Origin of the sequence: Pseudochrobactrum sp. B5 (genome assembly GCF_001939785.1) — a bacterium.
Lineage (GTDB): Bacteria > Pseudomonadota > Alphaproteobacteria > Rhizobiales > Rhizobiaceae > Pseudochrobactrum > Pseudochrobactrum saccharolyticum.
Map to the genome: position 1 here is coordinate 429712 of NZ_MOYL01000002.1, position 21161 is coordinate 450872.

Sequence of the window (21161 nt, forward strand, 5' to 3'; positions counted from 1 at the left end):
CTGAATGATGTTTAAATTTGTGAAACCTGCGGAACCTTATGGAACAACCGGCATCCAATAGTCTCTGAGAGGAGAAAATTCATGTCCGTTTTGCTGCCCGCCGCCGAACCGCAAGAAGCGGCTCTCGTCTCCCGCGCTGCCGCCGGAGAAACGGAAGCCGTCCGTCAGATCATCAAGACGCATAACCAACGCCTCTACCGGCTCGTCCGCGCGGTGTTGCGCAATAATGCGGATGCCGAAGATGTGTTGCAGGAAGCCTATTTGAACGCCTTTACCCATCTTGATACATTTGAAGGCAGTGCTTCGCTCTCGACATGGTTGTCGCGTATCGCGCTCAACGCGGCACTGATGCGACTTCGGGCACAAAGACGCCTGAAGCGCACAGCTGTCACATATCCCGTGCCAGCAGCGGGATATATGGATGCAGAGATTATCCCCTTTCCGCTTTCCCATTCCACCACTGCCGATCCGGAGCGTATCATGGCGCAGCGCCAGCTTCTCACTCTCGTCGAGGAAACCACTGATGCGCTTCCTGAAAGCTTCCGCCTTGTCTTCGTTGCCCGCGTCATTGAGGGGCTGAGTGCTGAGGAAACTGCCGCTGCGCTCAATATTCCGGTCGCTACGGTCAAGACCCGCCTGCACCGCGCCAGAAAACTCATCCGCATGCAGCTTGAAGAACAGATCGGGCCGATATTGATCAACGCTTTCCCGTTTGCCGGTATGCGCTGCGCCCGGCTGACTGAAACCGTGATTACAAAACTAAGTCTCGAAAAATAACGGGAACCTCTCCGGCGGGCTGACATCAAATGTAGTGTCAACCGAAACAGGCGCTGAACAAAACGGCGCCAAGGAGAGTCCGATGAAAACTCTGATCGCTGTACTCGGCACTGCCGCCCTTGCATTCACCAGCTCGCTCGGGATGGCTGCTGACAAACCGACCGATCCTCAGATCGCTCATATCGCCTATAGTGCCGGTGCCATCGATATTGAAGCGGCCAAGCTTGCACTGTCAAAAACGACGAATCCTGAGGTTAAAGCCTTCGCGGAATCGATGCAGAAAGACCATGCAGCCGTCAATGAAATGGCTCTGGCGCTCGTCAAAAAACTCAATGTAACGCCGGAAGATAATGCCACCAGCCAGTCACTGGCCAAAGCGGGTGAAGAAGAACGCGCCAAGCTAGATAAGCTTCAGGGAGCTGCCTTCGACAAGGCTTATATCGATAATGAAGTCGCCTATCACAAGCAGGTGAATGGCGCACTGGAAACGCTGCTGATCCCTTCTGCTCAGAATGCAGAGCTGAAAGGCCTGCTGGAAACCGGTTTGAAGCTGTTTCAAGGCCATAAACAGCATGCCGAACATGTTGCGGCCAGCCTGAAATGACCGCGCTCCTTCTCAACCGACGGCAGCTACTCGCTGCCGGTGCGGCGACACTCGCCGCAACACAATTGGCTCGCGCCCATAACGGCACCGTCCACGTGGTTATTGAAAAGCTGGCCTTTGTGCCAGCTATAATCACGGTAAAAGCCGGTGAGACCATTGAATGGACAAATAAGGATCCTTTTGCCCACACTGCCACTGTTAAAGGCGGTTGGGAGGTGATGATCCCGCCCGGCAAAGCAGCAACTCACATCGTTACCGCTGACGATACGGTCGATTACTACTGCCGCTTTCATCCCAATATGAAAGGCAAGATTACGGTGTCGAGTTAGAAAAATACCCCTGCCGGAATAAAACCGGCAGAGTCATTGCGATATGTACTGGCAGTGGCTGCACTGCTTGGCGGCCACTGCCATAACTCTTAATGTCTTACAGGCTCTTGGAGGGCTACGGCCTGATCCGGCCATAGCTGCGTTGGAAACCAATCTCACAATAAGTCTGAGGGCGAAAAACATGGGAGATTTGAATAGCCATATCAAAAAAAGGGCTGCGGGAGCACAAGAACGGCTCTCTGGTCCTCAACATGGCCTCTGAGCAGGGTCGAGAGCGTGTCTTCCACCCTCGTTCTGGGAAAACCGGTCTGCGGCCGACACGCTCCACGCTTTCGATTATTGTCTGCAAGGAGATTTGCAGAGCCCGAATTAGGGCAGTGATGCTCGAAGGTGGATTAGCTAGTCACTAGTCAAGAATGAAATCCAGGCCGTCTCGTACTTCGCCATTTGAAAGATGGCAGTACACCTCCTTCGGTTGGACCTCCAATCGCCAACCCAAACGGGTGCAGTCCGCTCTGTCCTGATCAAGGGTTGTCATGCGATGTTGTGTATTGGCATAAGAGGTAACGATCAAAACAAAAAAATAGCCATGACTATTCTCATATTGACCTCATTGACAAACAACTACCACCAGGACAGCGCAGGAAGTGAGCACGCAAGTGTTGCTCAAGATGCGGACGGTTATAACCGCAGGGAGCTTTCTGGAAAGGGCAATTAATGAATCGCAATCTAGCTAGATCCCGCTGGCTTCGTGCACGAGGGTGCCATCAAAGCTGCAACTTGCGCCATGATAAAAGGTACAGCCGGAGCCCTCTTCGATTTGCAACGTATACTTATCGCTGAATTTGAAGTTCACTTTGCAGAGTTTGCTGTTTAGTACGGATTCGGCTTCTGATGCGATGAAACCCTCATTGGGAATCGATAGCGTTCCTGCATCGGCCTCGATAGCGATTTCCCCCTTGAGACCGCCGCCGCAACCGGGCCGCTCGCCACTGATGGGGACTGTCGTGGAAAGTTCGACCGAATAGCGATTGCCAGAGAGATGGGTCAGGTCGGCTGTGAGGGACTGCCCTCCTTCGCTTTCATAGCGCCCTGCGTGATTGTTTTCTTCGTTCTGAGCAAGAGCCGGTATGATCATGAGTGCCAGCGATGTCGCTATTACAGTGCATTTAAACATAGAACCTCCAATGATAATGATCTGCCAGACTGATGTTGATTCCGTGCCAGAGGCATCGGGTTGTAAAGGGATTCAATCCAGCTCGTAGGGCATTTGCGCGGATATCTTTTTGGCTGACATTGTAATCGAAAAAAACTCATCTCCATGCTCGCGTCTGACAGCCTCTTTAAGGGAATCGTCACCGAAGTCGCGAAAGCGTTCCATTTTGGCGCGAGGGTAGTAGCCCTCCCAAAAGTACCGGGTATCTGTGCCTTCAGCGGCAATGAGTTTCGCAGGAAGGCTCATAATATGGGTTGTACTGACATTGTCGGCATTCGCCTTGAACGATGCGCTGACATTCGTCAGTTTCCAGTGGCAGACATCGCGGCCGTAATAGCTTTCATCAATGAGCTGGTCGGCATAGACGATGCCTCGATAGGTCGTGTCGGATATTTTAGTCAGCTTGATTTCCTGATGGCTGGTAACACGGGAGATTGTGCCAGCCAGACGAATTAATTTGCCGCAGCGGGCATAGTTTTCAGCATCATATTGAGCACCGGCGGTGACGACTTTGAATGGACCGGGAGCTTCAGCAAGGGTGACTGTGAATTCATAGCCTTGCGACGGTGCCGGGTTGAGTGCAGGCTGATCCGAGCCTGCGGCTTGAGCCGGTGTAACGACAGACACAGCCACAAGAGCCAAGGCAGCCGCGCAGGTGCCGCGGACAATAAATCCAGCATCGGTGATATGGTGGCGCGCAGACGAAATAGCGTTGATCGAAATTACAGCCAAACTCTTACAGCTCCCGCTAAGTGCATGCAGCACATCGAATACTTCTCGCAACGGACCACAAAAAAAATGTTAGCGCAACGCAAAAGTGCTGGCAGGCACTATCGCTACTATGCTTGTTCAATCAAGGCGCGGCGAGCATATCAGTCGAACTGAACAAGCGCAGCGCGTCGATATTGCCGAGCGCGAGGTGTTCATAAAGGGGGCGAAAGACGAGCTATTGCGGATATTTGTTGTAGTAAGTAGCGGGAAATTGACCGGTTCAGCAGTGCTCTGTTCTGTACTGAAATGGCGGAGGGGGTGGGATTCGAACCCACGGTACGGTCTCCCGCACGCCGGTTTTCAAGACCGGTGCCTTAAACCACTCGGCCACCCCTCCTCAGGCAAATCAGCCCGAAACGCACTGTGATGGCGAATGAAGGCTACATACAGGCACTCTTGTCGTTTCGTCAATCGCCTCCGCTTAAATTATTGTGCTTGTTTGCAAATAATTGTTGAGACCACATGATGTTCTGTACCATCATGCGGGCAATCCAGAAATTCAGAACCATTCCTCTTTGATGTGACTGTTCTGACGAAAGCGCACAGGAAATCTCATGAGCCTTGAAACTGTGAAAGCCTTTTTTGCTGAAAAAGCACCGGATGTGCAGGTTATTGAGCTGGAAACCAGCACTGCAACAGTTGCTGAAGCCGCTGCCGCTCATAATGTGGAGCCTGCACAAATCGCCAAAACACTTTCACTCAAACTTGGTGAAGATATTATTCTGCTTGTTGCCCGCGGTGATGCACGGCTCGACAACCGCAAGTTCAAAGATCAGTTTCAGAACAAGCCGCGCATGCTGGATTTTGATTCTGTTTTGGAGGCCACAGGTCATCCTGTCGGCGGGGTCTGCCCTTTCGGTGTTGCGGAACATCTGAAAATCTATTGTGACGTATCGCTAAAAGCCTTTGAAGAGGTTTTGCCTGCGGCCGGTGCTGTTAACAGTGCTGTGCGAATTAATCCGCATCGTCTGGCCGAACTGACCAATGCAAAATGGGTGGATGTATGTCAGTAAGCCTCTGACAGATATTGGAAATCTCTTGCGGAATCAGCAGCTTCGCTTCGGCTGAAACCATAATCACGGCCTGTAAACGCTCACCGGAATGTGACTTTAAAACAAGGGCTGTGCAAAATCACTAAAACATGATTAATTTTAGTGACTTTAATTTCAAAACAGGACTTCATATTTATTCAGAATAGTTCTAAACTGCGCTCATGTTTTTAGCAGCGCCCTGATACGCTGCGGGAAAGGACCTGAAATGCGTCTTACCAGACAGACCAATTATGCTATTCGGATGCTGATGTATTGTGCAGCAAATGAAGGCAGTCTCAGCCGTATTGCTGAAATCGCCAAAGCCTATACGGTCTCGGAATTGTTTTTGTTCAAGATTTTGCAGCCGCTCGTTGAAAACAACATTGTCACAACAGTGCGCGGACGCAATGGCGGCGTGAAACTCGCCCGCCCTGCTGCGGAAATTTCGCTGTTTGATGTGGTGCGTGTGACTGAAGATAATTTTGCGATGGCAGAATGCTTCGACAGTGATAGTGAGTGCCCGCTGATTGACAGCTGTGCGCTGAATTCTGCTTTGCGCGAAGCACTGAATGCTTTCTTCACAGTGCTTGGCAAATACAGCATTCAGGATCTGATTGATGCACGGCCGAATGTACGCAAGCTGCTGGGTATTGATGAGCTGGAAGTTCGCGCAGTCGCTGCGGCACACTAGAACATTTCACAGTCAAGTTGGATCAACTTGACGCCCGTGATAATGCGACCAAATAAAGAATCTAGAGTGAGCACTATGATTCAATCCGGACGTAAACCGCTCTAATCCCGTTTATCCAAGAATTTAAGAAGCCCTGAAACATCAGTTTCAGGGCTTTTTTATTTTAACCGAATACCGAATGCGGCAGCACAAAAGGCTGACCGGCAGGCGGTGCGACACCAACCTGCAACGGACATTCATAGACCCGCAGCAAACGATCATTGGTCAGTGTGGTTGCGACAGAGCCGCTGGCATCTATTTCACCATTATGCACCATCACAACATGATCTGCATAAAGGGCTGTCAGATTAAGATCGTGCAGAATCGTAATGACACCGCCGCCTTTGGCCGCAAAATTACGGGCAATATCCATCACCACAATCTGATGGCGGATATCAAGACTGGAGACGGGTTCATCCAGCAGCAGGAAGCGTGGCTGACCATCGAGCACCGGTTTCCATACCTGACAGAGCACGCGCGCGAGTTGCGTGCGCTGCTGTTCTCCGCCGGAAAGCTCCTGATAATAACGGCCGCCGAAACCGCTCAGATCGACCAGCTCCAATGCCTGATCCGGCAAACGGATTTCTTCCGCTGCTGTCAGGCCGGAACGGCCGCCTGTCAGGCCGAGATTAACAATCTCACGCACAGTAAACGGAAAGGACAAAGCGCTATTCTGAGGAAGCACTGCGCGGCGTTCAGCCATCTGCCAGGGCTTATAGGTTTCAAACAATGCGCCATCAAGCAGCGCCTGCCCCGTATAAGGCAGATCGCCGGAAAGCGCACGGATCAGCGTAGTCTTGCCGGAGCCGTTCGGCCCGACAATGGCTGTCACCTCACCGGGTTTGGCAGTGATATTAACATTTTTCAGAATGGTTTTGCCGCTGAGCTGAACGGCCAGATTTTTTGTTTCTATCATGATTATAAGTCCAGCAAACCACGGCGACGCAGCAAAATCCAAAGGAAGAACGGAGCACCGACAAATGCAGTGACAATGCCGATCGGGATTTCAGCCGGAGCAACAATAGTACGGCTGACAGCATCCGCCAGCAGCAGCATCGAAGCGCCCAGCAATGCAGAGGCAGGCAGCAAATAGCGGTGATCAGGTCCGATGGAAAGGCGCAGCAAATGCGGCACCACAATGCCGACAAAACCGATACCGCCACTGACTGCAACCGAAGCGCCGGTGGCTGCGGCTACAAGAATGATTGCTGTGTTTTTAATACGCTGAATTGGCAGACCCAGATGATTGGCTGTCGCCTCACCCAGAGCCAGAGCATTCAATCCGCGTGCCAGAAACGGAGCCGCAAACAATGTCAGCGCAATAATCGGTCCGGCGGTGAGGATTTTAATCCATGTGGCACCGGCCAGCGAACCCATCCCCCAGAAAGTGAGATCGCGCAGCTGTCTGTCATCCGCAATATAAACCAGCACTCCGCTGAAAGCGCCGGTCATGGCACCAAGCGCAATACCGGCAAGCAGCATTGTGGCAATTGAAGTTCTGCCTCTGCGCGTGGCAACACGATACAGGATCAGTGTTGTCGTCAGGCCGCCAATAAAGGCTGCCAGCGGCAATGTATACATGCCGAAAAACCCGAGTACCGGTGCAAGGAAAGTGCTGCCTAAAACAATAACGACAATCGCACCAAGGCCGGCACCGGAAGAAACGCCGACCAGTCCCGGATCAGCCAGCGGATTGCGGAACAGACCTTGCATAACTGCACCGGAAACGGCCAGTGAAGCGCCGATCAGAATACCAAGAATGATACGCGGCAGGCGGATATCCATAATGATGATATGATCGCGCTGCGCTGTAATATCATCAGGATTGATCTGTGAGGAGAACAGGGATTTCAGCACCGACCAGCTTGATGCCTGCGAAGCACCGGCTGTCAGGCTGAATAATGCAACAGCCACCAGCAGAACCGCGAGAAGTGCTATCAGAATACGCGCCTGACGCGAACGATCACCTTGCAGGACAGCTGCGCCTTTACCGCTCTCAGCAGGCTTTATCACATTTGAGGATGCCGCGACTGTGTTGCGTTTGGCAAAGTGGGAAGCAGGCATATCGCCAACAGTATCAGTCAAAATCTTATGCTTTCCGTTTCAGCCATGCAGCAGGCAGATCAAAAAGCTGCTGCGAATGTGAAATTTTATGAAAACACATTCCGGCAGAAGACAGCTTCATACCTTTTCAGAATGCGTTACCCGCTGCCGTATAGTCTTCCGGCAGCGGGCTGAACCAATTCAATGTCTTATTGAACAGCCTTGCCATAAAGACCTTCTGCCAGATCACGCGCGGCTTCAGCAGCGCGCGGGCCAAAACCAAGCAGATAGAGCCCGTCCATGGCCAGAATAGCTTTGTTGCGACCTGCCGGTGTGGCAGCCAGCGCCGGATTGGCAAGCAGATCGGAATAATCATTCGATGCTTTGTCCGGACCGGTATTCATCAACAGGATCATGTCCGGAGCAGCTTTATCAAGCGCTTCATCGGTCAGCTGTTTGTAGCCCTGAAATTCGTCAATCGCGTTGATGCCGCCAGCCATTTTAATCATGCCGTCAGCCGCAGTTTCCCGCCCTGATGCCATGAGACGTCCGCCCTGACGGGACAGAATAAACAGGACACGCTTTTTCTCAGTGATTTTGCTGGTGGCGGCTTCAACAGCCTTCAGATCAGTGCGGACTTTTTCCGCCAGAGCCTCGGCTTTATCCTGAGCACCTAATGCCTGTCCCACAGCATTGATTTTATTGGTAATACCTTCAGCGGTATATTGATCCTGCACAATAATCATCGGCACAGAAGCACGTTTTAGCACATCCATAGTTTCTGCAGGGCCGCTGCCTTCAATCACCAGCATGGCTGTCGGTGCAACAGACAAAATACCTTCGGATGAAAGCTGGCGCATATAGCCGATATCAGGGAGCTTTTTGACTGTTTCCGGATAAATACTGGTACGGTCGCGGGCAATAAGCTTGTCTTCAAGACCCAGCGCATAGATGATTTCTGTCAACGCGCCGCCAACACTCACCAGTCGTGTTGTATCCGTAAAGGTTTTGACCTCTTCTGCCTGTGCAGGTGAGATCATACCGGCGACCGGCAAAACGCCTGTGGTGGCAGTAAGCAGACCGGCAGCAAAAGCTGCAACCAAACGATAAGACCTGATCCGGGATGAAAAAAGAGTGCTGCGGGCAAAAGACATTGGTCAATCCGAGACTGTTCCGGCCAAAGATAACTATCCTGACCGTCATTGATAATACTCACCGCCAAGGGAGACAGCGGGCAATTTTAAAAGTGAACCATGCAGAGCAGCATAAACCGCCCTGCATGGCTTTCAGAGTTTTCAGGCTGCTGCGGAGCGTGCCAAACGCGGCAGCGCTTCAACCAGTTCACGCCAGTCTGTGCGCTCTGCTTCACCTTCGTGACGCTCGCCAAAGAACTGGGCAATCATTTCGCCCTGCTCGTCATAGGCTTCCAGCGATGTTACATGGCCGTCTTTGGTAGGCTTACGAACAGCCCAAACGGCATGAACATGATCGGTGCGGAAATGCATGTGGAATGTCGGATCCATAACATTGAGCCACGGGCCCATCATTTTGATCTCTTTAACCGGACCGGTATGGATCTGAATGCAGCCGTTATTGCCGACAAAAACCATGATCGGCTGGCCGGTTTCAGAAACCGTATTCATCATGCTTTCAACCGTACCGGCTTCCAGTTCCCAGGCGAATTCTTCACCGGCCAGCTCAACAGCCTGTTTGCGGCTGACAGCGTAATCACGCAGGATCATCACGAACTGATGTACGTCAGTCATGTTTGTCCAGCGCTCACGGAAGCCGTTTACATCAACTGTATCAATGTCTGTCGGCTCTTTTTGCGTTGCAGCTTTGGTTTCAACTGTCTGGCTCTGATCGTCCGAGCGCAGCTGAGCAACCAGTGCTTCATAGGCGGCCAGATCGGACGCATCGCGCAGATGGATTTTGTGAACCGCATCACCAGCCTTGTTGAAGAACTGCAATGAGCGGCGGATATTATTTTCGCTGTCAGTTTTCTCTACAGCGAAACCATAGGCCCATGCTTTCGGAAAAATACGCAGATCGATCTGCTTGCCGAGCACCAGAGACGCATGCGGTCCGACGGAGACTTTTTCATAAGGTCCGATTTTTTCGTGCACAACACTTTCATTGCGGGTCAGCGCCATAACTTCGCCGAGTGTGGTTGCGCCGTTCAGAATTGCAGCAATGTCCACATTCAGGCGAATAGCAGATGTGCCGACATGGGCAGCAACATAATCAGCCTCGGTAATACCATGAGCCTGAGCAAAGTCCCTCTCACGGGATTTCGGATTTTCACTGCGCAGACGCAGGATATCTTGCGGTGTCAGGGACTGAGAATGTGTTTGCGTTGCAGTCATTATTATACGCCTGTACCGACCACATCCGCCGGATGCAGTCTATTAGTGTCATCGTCAAATCCGGCTTTTCAACAAAACTGCCGGATCAGTTTATCGGCGCCTTCTGGCCCCCGTTGCATCAATGCAACCATCCTGTTTATTTTCAGGAAGTTTTCTTGACACAAAATATCATATTAATTATTGGAAGCAATAGTGGACTTTAAGAGTCATATTAAAAATCATGTGATTGTCCATAAACTTGTGTGGAAAAACAGAGGATATCTGGCCTCCGCATAGTACAGAATTGAACCTGCACCAGCCGGATCAGGGAACTCGCAGATCAGTACGGAAAAGCTGCTGATTGTTGCTGAGAACATTTTTCCGGTGCAAGCGCCAAGGTTCCGAACGCAATTTTAATGCCTTGCTTGCCCCGCCCATAAGCGGCAACGATGCGGAGACTTTCAATGCAGCAGCCTTCCAACCTCTCCAGATATCTTAAAATCGGTCTCGGCAGCACGGCTATCAGCCTTGTGGTTATGGCTGGCGCAGCCAATGCCCAGCAGGCACAGACTCAGACTGCAAAACCGGCTGCGGAAAACGCATCCGGCGACGTGCAGCTCAACACAATCAACGTTAAAACCGTTAATCCTCAGGATATTACATCCCGTCCGGCACCGGTCAGCACAATCTCCAAAACCGAAATCAAGCTGAACGGCCGTGAAAAACTGGATACGGTTCTGCGTGAAACTCCGGGTATATTCACCCGTATTAACGGCTCCAATCCGGGTGTTGCGGTCAATATTCGCGGTTTTGAAGGCTCCGGCCGCGTGAATATGATGATCGACGGTGCGCCGCAGACTTTCCGCACCACGGCGCATGATGCTCAAGGGTACAGCTATATTGATCCGAATCTGCTGTCCTCCGTTGATATTACCCGCGGCGCAGTGACTACCGAAGGCGGCAGCGGTCTTGCCGGCAGTGTTAATTTCAAAACACTCGGCGTTGATGACGTATTGATGGAAGGCAAGGACAAAGGCGTTCTCGGCCGCGCATCATGGGGCAGCAACGGCGTCGGCTTCTCTGAAATGCTTGCCGGTGCGATGCGCGTCAATGAAGTGGGCATTGTTGCCGCTCTCAGCCGCCGCGATTCCAATGATTATAAAAACGGTGACGGCATTACCCAGAATAAAACCGGTCAGGAAATGACTTCCGGCCTGTTCAAAACAGAATTCGGATTTGCCGAAGATCACAAGCTGACACTTGGCGGCGTGATCTATAATAATAAATACGGCACATCGCAGACGAATTTCATGCCTGTGCCGCCGACAATTGACTATGATCTGCTGCTGCAGAACCGTACATTTACAGCCAATTACGTCTACAAGCCTATCGATAATGATCTGATTGACCTTGCGATCAACGGTTATTTCAACAGCACAAAACTGACTTATGTCGGTGGCAACAGCCCTACTCTGTCGAGCCTTGGCCGTGAAATCAAAAATGAATCCATCGGCTTCTCGGTCGCCAACACTTCCCGTTTCACAGTCAATGATCTGTATATCGACTGGAAATACGGCGTTGAATACAATCACGACAATACCGGCGGCGTGAAAGTCGGCGTTAATCCGGTTGATTCAAGCATGAACCGCGGCGCAGCCTTTACTCAGGTTGAGTGGAATTACGACCGCCTTCAGGTTCTGACCGGTCTGCGTTATGACTTCTACAAGCTGGACGGTACAGCCGATAGCGGTATTCCGGGCTTTGAAGATAACGGCATGTATTCGGCCAATCAGTCCAAAGGCTTGTGGAACCCTAAAGTTACAGTCGCTTACAATGTAACTGACTGGCTCCAGCCATATGTGACCTATTCGCAATCAATGCGCGCGCCAACATTGCAGGAAACAATGATCGGCGGCACGCATCCCGGTGGAACAGCATCCAGCTATGTGCCAAACCCTTATCTCGCGCCTGAAGAGCAGCGCGGCTGGGATATCGGTCTGAACATGAAGCATGATGATCTGATTACCGCAGGCGACACAATCCGCTTCAAAGCCAATTACTTTGATATGGATGTCAAAAATTATATCGCAGCGCAGCGTAATACGACTTTCAACAAGCTGCAGTTTGTTAACCTGCCGGGCACATCCCGCGTAAAAGGCTTTGAACTCGAAACACATTATAATTCCGATTATGTGTTCGGCAGCCTTTCCTACACCCATAACAAGTCTGACCTGCCGTCGCAGACACCGGGTCTTGGTGCAAGCCAGTATCTGCCGGATGATGTTTTTGCGGCGACCCTCGGCGGTTATTTCTTTGATAAGAAGCTCTCTGCCGGTGTGAAATATTCCTATGTTTCCAGCAGTCTGGTTGCTGCTGCAGATGCACGGGGCAATCTGCTGCCTCCGACAAAATCCGACTCCTATGATCTGGTAGACATTTTCGCGACCTATAAATTCAATGAAAATGTTGACCTGTCCCTCAAAGTCACCAACCTGTTTGATAAAACATATACACCGGCACTCAGCACATCGGGCTCCGGTCAGGGTCGTACATTCGTTGTCGCCACTCAGTTCCAGTTCTGAGTTGAGCCGGATATAGAAGATGATGCAGCGCGCTCTTCGGGGCGCGTTGTTTTTTTCAAAATCCTGTTGAAATTCCGTTTTTATACGTAGTGTGACAACACGCCACAGCGGTATGATTTTACCGTAAATTCTCCGTTCTGCCGTTTTTCCGTACCGAATAGTTCAATTAATATGGGTATTTAACTCAGGTTTAAAGTCATTCTAAATTGTTGATTTTTAGAATGGTTTTAATCTGCACAATTTGACAAGCCCGCCTCTGTGAAGCATTAGAAAATCAAACAGTTACAGTGCAACTTTAAATGTTTGGCCTTGACCCATTCATTTGGAGGAATGATGAATCAGTATAATTTTATGAATGCAGCCAGGGTTGCTTTCTTTTTCAGCGACCATGATGAAAATCAGAACATGATTTCTTCAGGTCATTTGCATATTTCAGATTCATTTTCCGTATTTTCCGGCTTAAACACCGCTTTTTCTATGCATGGTGCAGCATGCTAGTCTGCCATTGCAATGTAATTACTGCCAAAGAAATCGAAAATACTATCATCCAGATGCTGGATGAAGATTGCTGGCAATTGATTGTTCCTGCCAAGGTCTACCATGCTATGAAGAAGCGTGGCCGGTGCTGCGGCTGCTTCCCAAATGTTGTTGAAACGATCATAAGAGTGACTGAAGAATATCATCTTCGGCGCGAGCACAATGATTCTGAGTTCATTGTCTATATTGATCGCGTTCGTGCGTTACGTGAACAATTCGGGAGCAAATGGAATGAAGGGCGACAAAAAGGTCATCGAGCGGCTTAACGAGGCACTTTTCCTCGAACTCGGCGCAGTAAACCAATATTGGCTGCACTACCGCCTCCTGTCTGACTGGGGTTATACCCGTCTGGCGAAAAAGGAACGCGAAGAGTCGATTGAAGAAATGCAGCATGCAGACCGCCTCATCGACCGCATCATTTTCCTCGAAGGCCATCCGAACCTGCAGACTGTTGCGCCGCTGCGTATCGGTCAGACTGTAAAAGAAGTTCTGGAAGCTGATCTGGCCGGTGAATATGACGCCCGCGCCTCTTACAAGAAATCCCGCGAAATCTGCGATGAAGCAGGTGACTATGTCAGCCGTCAGCTTTTCGACGAATTGCTGAAGGATGAGGAAGGCCATATCGACTTCCTCGAAACCCAGCTCGAACTGCTCGGCAAAATCGGCGAAGAACGCTATGGTATGCTCAATGCCGCACCGGCAGATGCTGCTGAATAAAATCGTTATTGCGATTGCAATGAAAGGCTCCGCTCTGCGGGGCCTTTTTTATTGCCGGATACACGCCGTACCAATCTTACAAATCAAAAATTTGAAAAGCAGAATTGCAGTGTTTCCGCTTTGTATCTGCAATTTAATCCTCCTGTTATTTACAGGAGACTCTCTATGGATTTTCGTATCACAGGGCTTTCACCGGAGCCGTTTCGCCACCTATTTGGTTTACCCGATCATGAACTGAAACAGCATCGTGCACTACGCGTATTTGCTGAAGACAGAGGTTATCCTGACCGTATTGAGATGTGTGAGGCTGAAATAGGTGAAAGCCTGCTGCTGCTCAACCATGTCTGCCAAAGCGCAGAAACACCCTATTATGCAACTCATGCGATTTATGTACGCGAGAATGCAGTGGCAGCCTATGACCAGATCAACGAGGTTCCCTCAGTCATGCGCACGCGGCTCCTGTCTTTGCGTGCCTATAATGCTACAGGCATGATTATAGGAGCTGAAGTTGTGCAGGGTACGGATATTGAAGCGGCAATTGAACGCCTCTTCAGCGATCAGAACGCCGCCTATATTCATGCGCATAATGCCGGACGCGGCTGTTATTCCGGTCGTATTGACCGCGCCTGAACCATATAAAAAAGGCTCCGCAAATGCGGAGCCTTTTCATTTCTTCATGCAAGCAGCTTATTGCGGCAGCTTGTCATCAATGCCCTGAACATAGAAGTTCATGCTGACGATTGCTTTATCATCGGCGGTTTCACCGGCTTTGAGCCATTCAGAACCATCCTGCTTTTTCAGCGGGCCGGTAAACGGCTTCAGCTCGCCGGAGGTCAGCTTCTTGATGGTTTCTTCAGCCATTGCTTTCACATCGTCAGGCATATTGGTCAGCGGTGCCATAGCAACCAGACCGGTATTCATGCCGTTGAATGTATTCTGCGACTTCCATGTGCCATCGAGAACAGCTTTGGTGCGCTCGATATAATATGGCGACCAATGGTCGATTGTCGCTGTCAGCTGGGTTTCAGGGCCGAACTTGATCATGTCCGAAGCCTGACCGAATGCCTTGATACCGCGTTCTGCCGCAACCTGAATTGGTGCGGTGGAATCTGTATGCTGGGTGAGAATATCAACGCCCTGATCGATCAGCGCCTTGGCAGCATCTGCTTCTTTGCCCGGATCAAACCATGAGTTTGCCCAGATGATCTTGATTTTGAAATCCGGATTAACGGACTGCGCGCCGATCATGAAGGAGTTGATAGCCTGCACAACTTCCGGCACCGGCACGGAACCGATGAAGCCAGCCATACCGTTTTTCGACAATTTGGCAGCGATCTGACCCTGCACATAACGGCCTTCATAGAAGCGCGCATTATAGGCAGATACGTTTTCTGCTGTCTTATAGCCGGTTGCATGTTCAAATTTCACATCAGGAAATTTTTTCGCAACTTTAATGGTCGGATCCATATAGCCGAAAGATGTCGTGAAAATCAGCTTATTGCCTGCACGGGCAAGACGTTCAATCGAACGCTCGGCATCCGCACCTTCCGGTACGCTTTCCAGATAGCTGGTTGTGATCTTATCACCCAGTTCTTTTTCCAGCTCTTTGCGGGCTTCGTCATGCTGATAGGTCCAGCCGAAATCACCCGGAGGGCCGATATAGATAAAGCCGACCTTCAGCTTTTCTTCAGCCATGGCGGTGCCTGCCATGGCAAGCGTTGCCGCAGTGGCAAGAATTGTTAGCGTTTTCTTCATTGTCCCCGTTCTCCTGTTAAGGTCCGTAATCAAAAAACTGTAAAACGACTTTGTATTATCTATCCGGCACAAATGGCTTGCCGAGCGATGCCGGTGTATTCATCATTGTCAGGCGGCGGTTACGCGAAATAATCACCAGCACAATGATTGTCGCCAGATATGGCAGTGCCGACAACAGTTGCGGCGGCAGGCCGATGCCGAATGCCTGCGCATGGAGCTGACCGATCGTCACTGCACCAAAAAGATAGGCGCCGATCAGCACACGCCAAGGCCGCCATGAAGCAAAAACCACCAGAGCCAGCGCAATCCAGCCACGGCCAGCCGTCATATTTTCCACCCATTGCGGCACATAGACGAGGGAGAGCTGCGCACCGGCAAGACCCGCACAGGCACCACCGAACATTACAGCCAGATAACGCGTGCGCACCACATTGATGCCGAGCGCATGGGCGGAGCCGTGATTGTCGCCGATAGAGCGCAGTTTAAGCCCTGCCCGTGAGCGGAACAAAAACCAGCTCACGCCAATAACCAGCAATAATGCGATATAGAAAATCGGGTCTTGCCCGAACAGCAATTTTCCGATCAGCGGGATATCGCTCAGATAAGGAATATAGATCGCGCCAAGGCGCACGCCCGGAAGACCGACAAAGCCCTCGCCGATCACTGCCGATGCGCCCAGCCCGAGAATGGTCAGAGCCAGACCTGTTGCCACCTGATTGGTGACCAGTGTCAGTGTCAGAAAGCCGAACAGCAATGCGCAGGCTGCTCCTGCAAAAATTGCTGCTATCATGCCGAGCCACGCATTGCCGGTTAAATGAGCGATACCGAAACCGGTGACTGCGCCCATCAGCATCATGCCTTCAACACCGAGATTGAGCACACCTGAGCGTTCAACGACCAACTCGCCGATGGCGGCAATCAGCAGAGGCGTGGCCGCTGTTGCAATAGTCAGCATAATTGCCTGTGTCATATCCATGGCTCAGGCCTCCCCGCGCAGATCATGCTGACTGCGACTGACAAAACGAATGCGGTAGTGAATGAAAGTATCGCAGGCCAGCACAAAAAACAGGATCATCCCCTGAAACACGCGCGCGGATTTTTCTGAGATACCAATAGAAAGCTGTGCTGCCTCACCGCCGAGATAGGACAATGCCAGCACCAGACCGGCTGCAATAATACCCAGCGGATTAAGCCGCCCGAGAAAGGCAACAATAATCGCCGTAAATCCGTAGCCCGGTGTAATTGTCGTACGCAGCTGTCCGATAGCGCCGGACACTTCGCTGATACCGGCAAGACCTGCCAGCGCACCGGAGACCAGAAAGGCAAAGAATGTAATCTTGCCCGCACTGAAACCGGCGAAACGCGCTGCACGCGGGCTTTGCCCGACAACCTTGATCTGAAAACCTTTCAGGGTGCTGTGCAGCATGAACCACAGTAGGAATGCGGCAATAATTGCGAAGATGAATCCCCAATGCGCACGCCCTGCGGCTGACCAGATTTCCGGCAGCACAGCATATTCATGAAACTGACGGCTTTCAGGGAAGTTATTGCCCTCCGGATTGCGCCAAGGCCCGCGCACCAGCCAGTCCAGAAAGAACTGCGCCACATAGACCAGCATCAGGCTGGTCAGGATCGTATTGGCATTAAAACGGGTTTTTAAAAGCGCCGGTACCGCACCATAAAGCGCACCGCCAACCATCCCCATCAACAGCATCAGCGGCAGAACATACCAGCCCTGCACGTCGGGATACAATATCGGCAGGATCGAGCCGGTAATCGCCCCCATGGTCAACTGACCTTCGGCACCGATATTCCAGTTATTAGACAGATAACAGACGGAAAGCCCGACAGCGATCAGGATCAGCGGCGCAGCTTTGACCAGCAATTCATGGATTGACCACATATCCAGCAGCGGCTCAATGAAGAACGCATGGAGCGCTGCAAAAGGATCTTTGCCCATCAGCGCAAACAAAATGGCGCCGCAAATCATTGCAAGCGCCAGTGCTAACAGCGGAGAAATTGCGCTGAACCAACGTGAGGGTTGTGGTCTTTTAATCAGTTCAATACGCATCAGACTGCCCCGCCCATCATCAGGCCGATTTTTTCAGCCGTTACAACATCGCGCGGCATGGCTTCGGATAACTGACCATGATGCATCACTGCGATACGGTCACAAATTTCAAATAGTTCATCAAGGTCCTGACTGATGACCAGCACGGCAGAGCCCTGACGTGACAGATCCACCAAAGCCTGACGAATACGCATTGCCGCACCGGCATCCACGCCCCATGTCGGCTGATTGACGACAAGAACAGACGGGTTGCGATCCAGCTCACGGCCGATAATGAATTTTTGCAAATTGCCGCCAGACAACGCACCAGCCACCGGATTTTCCGCATTTTTGCGCACATCCATCATCGCATTGATGCGTTTAGCAGCGGAAGACAATGCGGATTGCGAAATGATTTTGAGCCAGCCACCCTTCAGAAACACTTTTGCATCGGTACGGTAACGCGACAGAAACAGATTATCCGTCAGCGGCAGTTCCGGCACAGCGCCATGTCCCAGACGTTCTTCCGGCACAAAACCTGCTCCCAGCATCCGGCGCTGTGTGATACCGGCAAGACCTGCCTGCTGCCCGCGAATACGGATGGTTGATGCCTGATCCTGCCGCAACTCGCCGGATACAGCTTCAAAAAATTCGCTCTGGCCGTTACCGGCAACACCGGCAATGCCAACCACCTCACCGGCAGCGACATTCAGGGAAATATTGCGTAAGGCCGTTGAGAATGGTCCGCGCGGTGCCTGTGAAAGCCCGTCAATCTCCAGCAATGTCGCCTGTTCCGCTGACTTCAATTCAGCTTTCGGACGTTCAACCAGTGCCACATCCTCACCGACCATCATACGGGCAAGCGATGCTGCGGTTTCCTGCGAAGGCGTGCAATGGGATACGACTTTACCGTGGCGCAGCACGGTTGCGCGGTCGCAAATCTGCTTCACTTCTTCCAGCCGGTGGCTGATATAGAGAATGGATTTGCCTTCGCTTTTCAGGCGGTTAAGCGTGATAAACAGCTTGTCCGCTTCCTGCGGTGTCAAAACAGATGTCGGCTCGTCGAGAATAATAAGTTCCGGCTCCTGCAACAGGCAGCGGATAATTTCGATGCGCTGGCGCTCCCCAACCGATAAATCGCCGACAAGCGCATTAGTATCAACCGGCAGGCCGTAAGTCTCACCGATCTGCGATGCTTTTTGCGCAACTTCATTAAGGGAGAGACCCGCATCCAGTGACAGCGCGATATTTTCTGCAGCGGTCAAACTGTCAAACAGAGAGAAATGCTGAAAAACCATACCAATGCCGAGCTTGCGGGCATAGGCCGGATTATTCATGCGGACTTTGCGTCCCTTCCAGAAAATCTCACCATCCTGTGGCTGCAAAGAGCCGAACAACATTTTGACAAGCGTGGATTTTCCTGCGCCGTTTTCCCCCAGCAGCGCGTGGATTTCGCCATGTTCAATCGTCAGATCAATCTGGTCACATGCTTTCAGCGCACCAAACTGTTTGGTTAAACGCCGTACATCCAGTAATTGCTCAGCCAGTAATTGTTGAGGTTTTGCGGAAGGTTCTGTCATGTGTCCCCTAGACATTTCTTCCGCCCACCTTATGCCACAGTCAAAAAAATAGGAAAGCCGAAAAGTAATTTATAACAATTCTATGAACACTTTTTGCAAGATGCATAAAGAAATTCCGGCGAAATCAGATTTCGCCGGAATATTGTTTTTCAAATCTGAAAATGATTTTACGGGATCAGTATCGTTGTACCGGTGGTTTTGCGCGCTTCGAGATCACGCTGTGCCTGTGCGGCATCCCGCAATGCATAGGTCTGATTGACATTGATTTTGACTGCACCGCTGGCAACCACATCAAACAGCGCCTGCGCCGCACGTTCCAGCTCTTCCCTTGTAGCAATATAAGAACCAAGCGTCGGGCGGGTTGCATAAAGCGAACCATATTGATTGAGCAGTGCCAGCTCAAATGGCGGCACCGGCCCCGATGCATTGCCATAGCTCACGAACAAGCCACGCGGTTGCAGAACTTGCAACGATGCCGGGAACGTATCTTTACCGACACTGTCATAGACCACCGGCAGGCCTTTGCCGCCGGTGATTTCCTTCACCTTCTCGACGAAATTATCTTCACGGTAATTGATAACATGGTCATAGCCGAGGGACAGTGCGAGGTCGATTTTCTCCTGCGATCCGGCAGTACCGATGACTGTTGCACCAAGATGCTTCGCCCACTGGCCGGCAATCTGCCCGACACCGCCGGCGGCGGCATGGATCAGGATTGTATCGCCCTTCTGCACCTTGTAGGTCAGGTTAATCAGATAATAGGCTGTCATGCCTTTCAGCATCATGGATGCGGCAAGGCGCAAATCCATATTATCCGGCACTTTAACCAGACGATCCGCAGCAATCAGCCGTTCATCCGCATAAGAGCCCATAGCACCTGTATAGGCCACACGGTCACCGACCTTCACATTCGTCACGCCTTCACCGACAGCGACGACTGTGCCTGCGCCCTCCTGCCCCGGAATGAAAGGCAGTTGCGGCGCCTTATAAAGACCGGTGCGGAAATAGACATCGATAAAATTCAATCCGACCGCTTCATGGCGGATACGTGCCTCGCCTGCTTTAGGCTGCCCAAGTTCGACCTGTTCATATTTCAGAACATCAGCACCACCGGTTTCACGGATCAGAATTGCATTTATCATTGTCAGAATTCCCTGTTATTTCGCAGCAGTTTTAAGACCAAGATTAGGCAGGAACTGCATCACGATACCGATGCAGTAGAGATAAATACCGGTGACGGAGATACCGATGCGCACCCAGAGCGGCGCATCCATCTGATAGAAAATACCCGCCACACCGAAAACGCACCACAGCAGAAACACTGTGAGATTGAGCGGACGCAAACGCACCACGCGCACCGGATGCAGAAAATTCAGCGGCATGAATGACAAGATCGCCGAGACAACAACAACCGCAAAGGCTGTCCATTCACCCGGACCGACGATGAACAGGGTGAAGACCACCATATTCCAGACCACAGGGAAACCCTTGAAGAAGTTTTCTTTGGTCTTCATGCCGGTATCAGCATAATAAATCGCACTGCTGATAACGATGATCGCGCCTGACAGGAACGACAGGCCGTGTCCCATGAAGCCGCTCTGATAAAGCGCAAATGCAGGGATCAGCACATAAGTGACATAATCGATGATATTATCGAGAAGCTCGCCCGACCAGTTTGGCAACACATATTTCACTTCCAGCTTGCGGGCGATCGGCCCGTCAATACCATCGACGAAAAGTGCCAGCCCGAGCCAGAGAAACATTGCCGTCCAGTTTTCTTCACTGGCAGCAACCAGTGACAGAAAGGCCAGAAAGGAGCCGGAAGCCGTTAACAGGTGAACAGAAAAAGCCCTGACCTGAGGCAGAGTGACTTTTTTAGCTTTCAGTTTGTCTGTCAGTTTCGCTTTCAAGATCTTTGCCGATTCTGTTACAAAAAATTAATGAATTATCAGTCCTGACAGCTTTTGTCGAAAAACACCAAAAGTGCAAGAAAAGCTGACTTGAAAAACAGACAAAATGTCGCTCATCCAAAGAAGTTACCCGCTATTCGTGACTATCTCCGCTTTAAGCATATGTTTTTAGTGTCGTAACGGC

Annotated in this window: 21 protein-coding genes and 1 tRNA gene; 9 read left to right on the forward strand and 13 right to left on the reverse strand. The window is 51.2% G+C overall.

What is annotated here, in order from left to right; translation table 11 throughout:
• Positions 1-81: 81 nt before the first annotated feature.
• The 3 genes from BKD14_RS08610 (at position 82) to BKD14_RS08620 (ending at position 1710) form a co-directional block, all read left to right on the forward strand.
• A complete protein-coding gene (locus BKD14_RS08610) occupies positions 82-777 on the forward strand; it encodes an RNA polymerase sigma factor (RefSeq protein ID WP_075655228.1) in 696 nt (231 codons plus the stop codon).
• 82 nt (positions 778-859) lie between these two features.
• On the forward strand, positions 860-1381 hold the full coding sequence (locus BKD14_RS08615) for a DUF4142 domain-containing protein (RefSeq protein WP_075655785.1): 522 nt from the start codon (positions 860-862) through the stop codon (positions 1379-1381).
• Entirely contained in the window at positions 1378-1710 is a 333-nt protein-coding gene (locus tag BKD14_RS08620; RefSeq protein ID WP_075655230.1) for a cupredoxin domain-containing protein, read from the forward strand. The genes BKD14_RS08615 and BKD14_RS08620 overlap by 4 nt, the downstream gene beginning before the upstream one ends.
• Positions 1711-2443: 733 nt before the next feature.
• On the opposite strand, the gene BKD14_RS08635 is transcribed toward BKD14_RS08620, so the two are convergent.
• The 3 genes from BKD14_RS08635 to BKD14_RS08645 all read right to left on the reverse strand — a co-directional run bounded on the left by BKD14_RS08635 (position 2444) and on the right by BKD14_RS08645 (position 4034).
• The gene (locus tag BKD14_RS08635) at positions 2444-2848 is read right to left on the reverse strand and encodes a hypothetical protein (RefSeq protein WP_139316369.1); all 405 of its coding nucleotides are present in this window, start codon (positions 2846-2848) and stop codon (positions 2444-2446) included.
• A 111-nt stretch (positions 2849-2959) separates the two neighbouring features.
• Complete coding sequence (locus BKD14_RS08640) at positions 2960-3658, reverse strand: hypothetical protein (protein WP_075655238.1); 699 nt, start codon at positions 3656-3658, stop codon at positions 2960-2962.
• Between the two features lie 286 nt (positions 3659-3944).
• Positions 3945-4034: transfer RNA gene (locus BKD14_RS08645), tRNA-Ser, on the reverse strand.
• Positions 4035-4251: 217 nt separating this feature from the next.
• Here BKD14_RS08645 and BKD14_RS08650 point away from each other — a divergent pair.
• Together BKD14_RS08650 and rirA are read left to right on the forward strand one after the other, a co-directional pair.
• Complete coding sequence (locus tag BKD14_RS08650; RefSeq protein WP_022712104.1) at positions 4252-4710, forward strand: YbaK/EbsC family protein; 459 nt, start codon at positions 4252-4254, stop codon at positions 4708-4710.
• Positions 4711-4954: 244 nt separating this feature from the next.
• Positions 4955-5419 carry an iron-responsive transcriptional regulator RirA gene (gene rirA / locus BKD14_RS08655; protein ID WP_022712105.1) on the forward strand — a complete coding sequence of 155 codons (465 nt, stop codon included), beginning with the start codon at positions 4955-4957 and terminating at the stop codon, positions 5417-5419.
• A gap of 163 nt (positions 5420-5582) precedes the next feature.
• Here the strand turns inward: rirA and BKD14_RS08660 are convergent, their stop codons facing one another.
• The 4 genes from BKD14_RS08660 to BKD14_RS08675 all read right to left on the reverse strand — a co-directional run bounded on the left by BKD14_RS08660 (position 5583) and on the right by BKD14_RS08675 (position 9867).
• Positions 5583-6374: a heme ABC transporter ATP-binding protein gene (locus BKD14_RS08660; RefSeq protein WP_075655240.1), complete on the reverse strand. Its 792-nt coding sequence runs from the start codon at positions 6372-6374 to the stop codon at positions 5583-5585.
• A gap of 2 nt (positions 6375-6376) precedes the next feature.
• A complete protein-coding gene (locus BKD14_RS08665; RefSeq protein ID WP_245293602.1) occupies positions 6377-7543 on the reverse strand; it encodes an iron ABC transporter permease in 1167 nt (388 codons plus the stop codon).
• Positions 7544-7710: 167 nt separating this feature from the next.
• The gene (locus BKD14_RS08670; protein ID WP_245293603.1) at positions 7711-8604 is read right to left on the reverse strand and encodes an ABC transporter substrate-binding protein; all 894 of its coding nucleotides are present in this window, start codon (positions 8602-8604) and stop codon (positions 7711-7713) included.
• A 192-nt stretch (positions 8605-8796) separates the two neighbouring features.
• A complete protein-coding gene (locus BKD14_RS08675) occupies positions 8797-9867 on the reverse strand; it encodes a ChuX/HutX family heme-like substrate-binding protein (protein ID WP_075655244.1) in 1071 nt (356 codons plus the stop codon).
• A gap of 443 nt (positions 9868-10310) precedes the next feature.
• Here BKD14_RS08675 and BKD14_RS08680 point away from each other — a divergent pair, with 443 nt between their 5' ends.
• The 4 genes from BKD14_RS08680 to BKD14_RS08695 all read left to right on the forward strand — a co-directional run bounded on the left by BKD14_RS08680 (position 10311) and on the right by BKD14_RS08695 (position 14312).
• Positions 10311-12428 carry a TonB-dependent receptor gene (locus BKD14_RS08680; RefSeq protein ID WP_075655246.1) on the forward strand — a complete coding sequence of 706 codons (2118 nt, stop codon included), beginning with the start codon at positions 10311-10313 and terminating at the stop codon, positions 12426-12428.
• A gap of 491 nt (positions 12429-12919) precedes the next feature.
• Positions 12920-13231, forward strand: a complete 312-nt coding sequence (locus BKD14_RS08685) for a (2Fe-2S)-binding protein (protein ID WP_075655248.1) — start codon at positions 12920-12922, stop codon at positions 13229-13231.
• Positions 13197-13682, forward strand: a complete 486-nt coding sequence (gene bfr / locus BKD14_RS08690; protein WP_022712114.1) for a bacterioferritin — start codon at positions 13197-13199, stop codon at positions 13680-13682. Before BKD14_RS08685 ends, bfr begins: the two co-directional genes overlap by 35 nt.
• Positions 13683-13847: 165 nt before the next feature.
• Positions 13848-14312, forward strand: coding sequence for a DUF1203 domain-containing protein (locus tag BKD14_RS08695; protein ID WP_075655250.1), 465 nt, complete (start codon positions 13848-13850; stop codon positions 14310-14312).
• 57 nt (positions 14313-14369) lie between these two features.
• Here the strand turns inward: BKD14_RS08695 and BKD14_RS08700 are convergent, their stop codons facing one another.
• From BKD14_RS08700 to pcsA, 6 genes are all read right to left on the reverse strand, one after another.
• On the reverse strand, positions 14370-15437 hold the full coding sequence (locus tag BKD14_RS08700) for a BMP family ABC transporter substrate-binding protein (RefSeq protein ID WP_075655252.1): 1068 nt from the start codon (positions 15435-15437) through the stop codon (positions 14370-14372).
• A 55-nt stretch (positions 15438-15492) separates the two neighbouring features.
• Positions 15493-16413, reverse strand: a complete 921-nt coding sequence (locus BKD14_RS08705; RefSeq protein ID WP_075655254.1) for an ABC transporter permease — start codon at positions 16411-16413, stop codon at positions 15493-15495.
• Positions 16414-16416: 3 nt separating this feature from the next.
• Positions 16417-17508: an ABC transporter permease gene (locus tag BKD14_RS08710; protein WP_075655256.1), complete on the reverse strand. Its 1092-nt coding sequence runs from the start codon at positions 17506-17508 to the stop codon at positions 16417-16419.
• Complete coding sequence (locus tag BKD14_RS08715; protein WP_075655258.1) at positions 17508-19067, reverse strand: ABC transporter ATP-binding protein; 1560 nt, start codon at positions 19065-19067, stop codon at positions 17508-17510. Before BKD14_RS08715 ends, BKD14_RS08710 begins: the two co-directional genes overlap by 1 nt.
• Positions 19068-19234: 167 nt before the next feature.
• Positions 19235-20209, reverse strand: coding sequence for a quinone oxidoreductase (locus BKD14_RS08720; protein ID WP_075655260.1), 975 nt, complete (start codon positions 20207-20209; stop codon positions 19235-19237).
• A 15-nt stretch (positions 20210-20224) separates the two neighbouring features.
• Complete coding sequence (gene pcsA / locus BKD14_RS08725) at positions 20225-20977, reverse strand: phosphatidylcholine synthase (protein ID WP_022712121.1); 753 nt, start codon at positions 20975-20977, stop codon at positions 20225-20227.
• Positions 20978-21161: the final 184 nt, after the last annotated feature.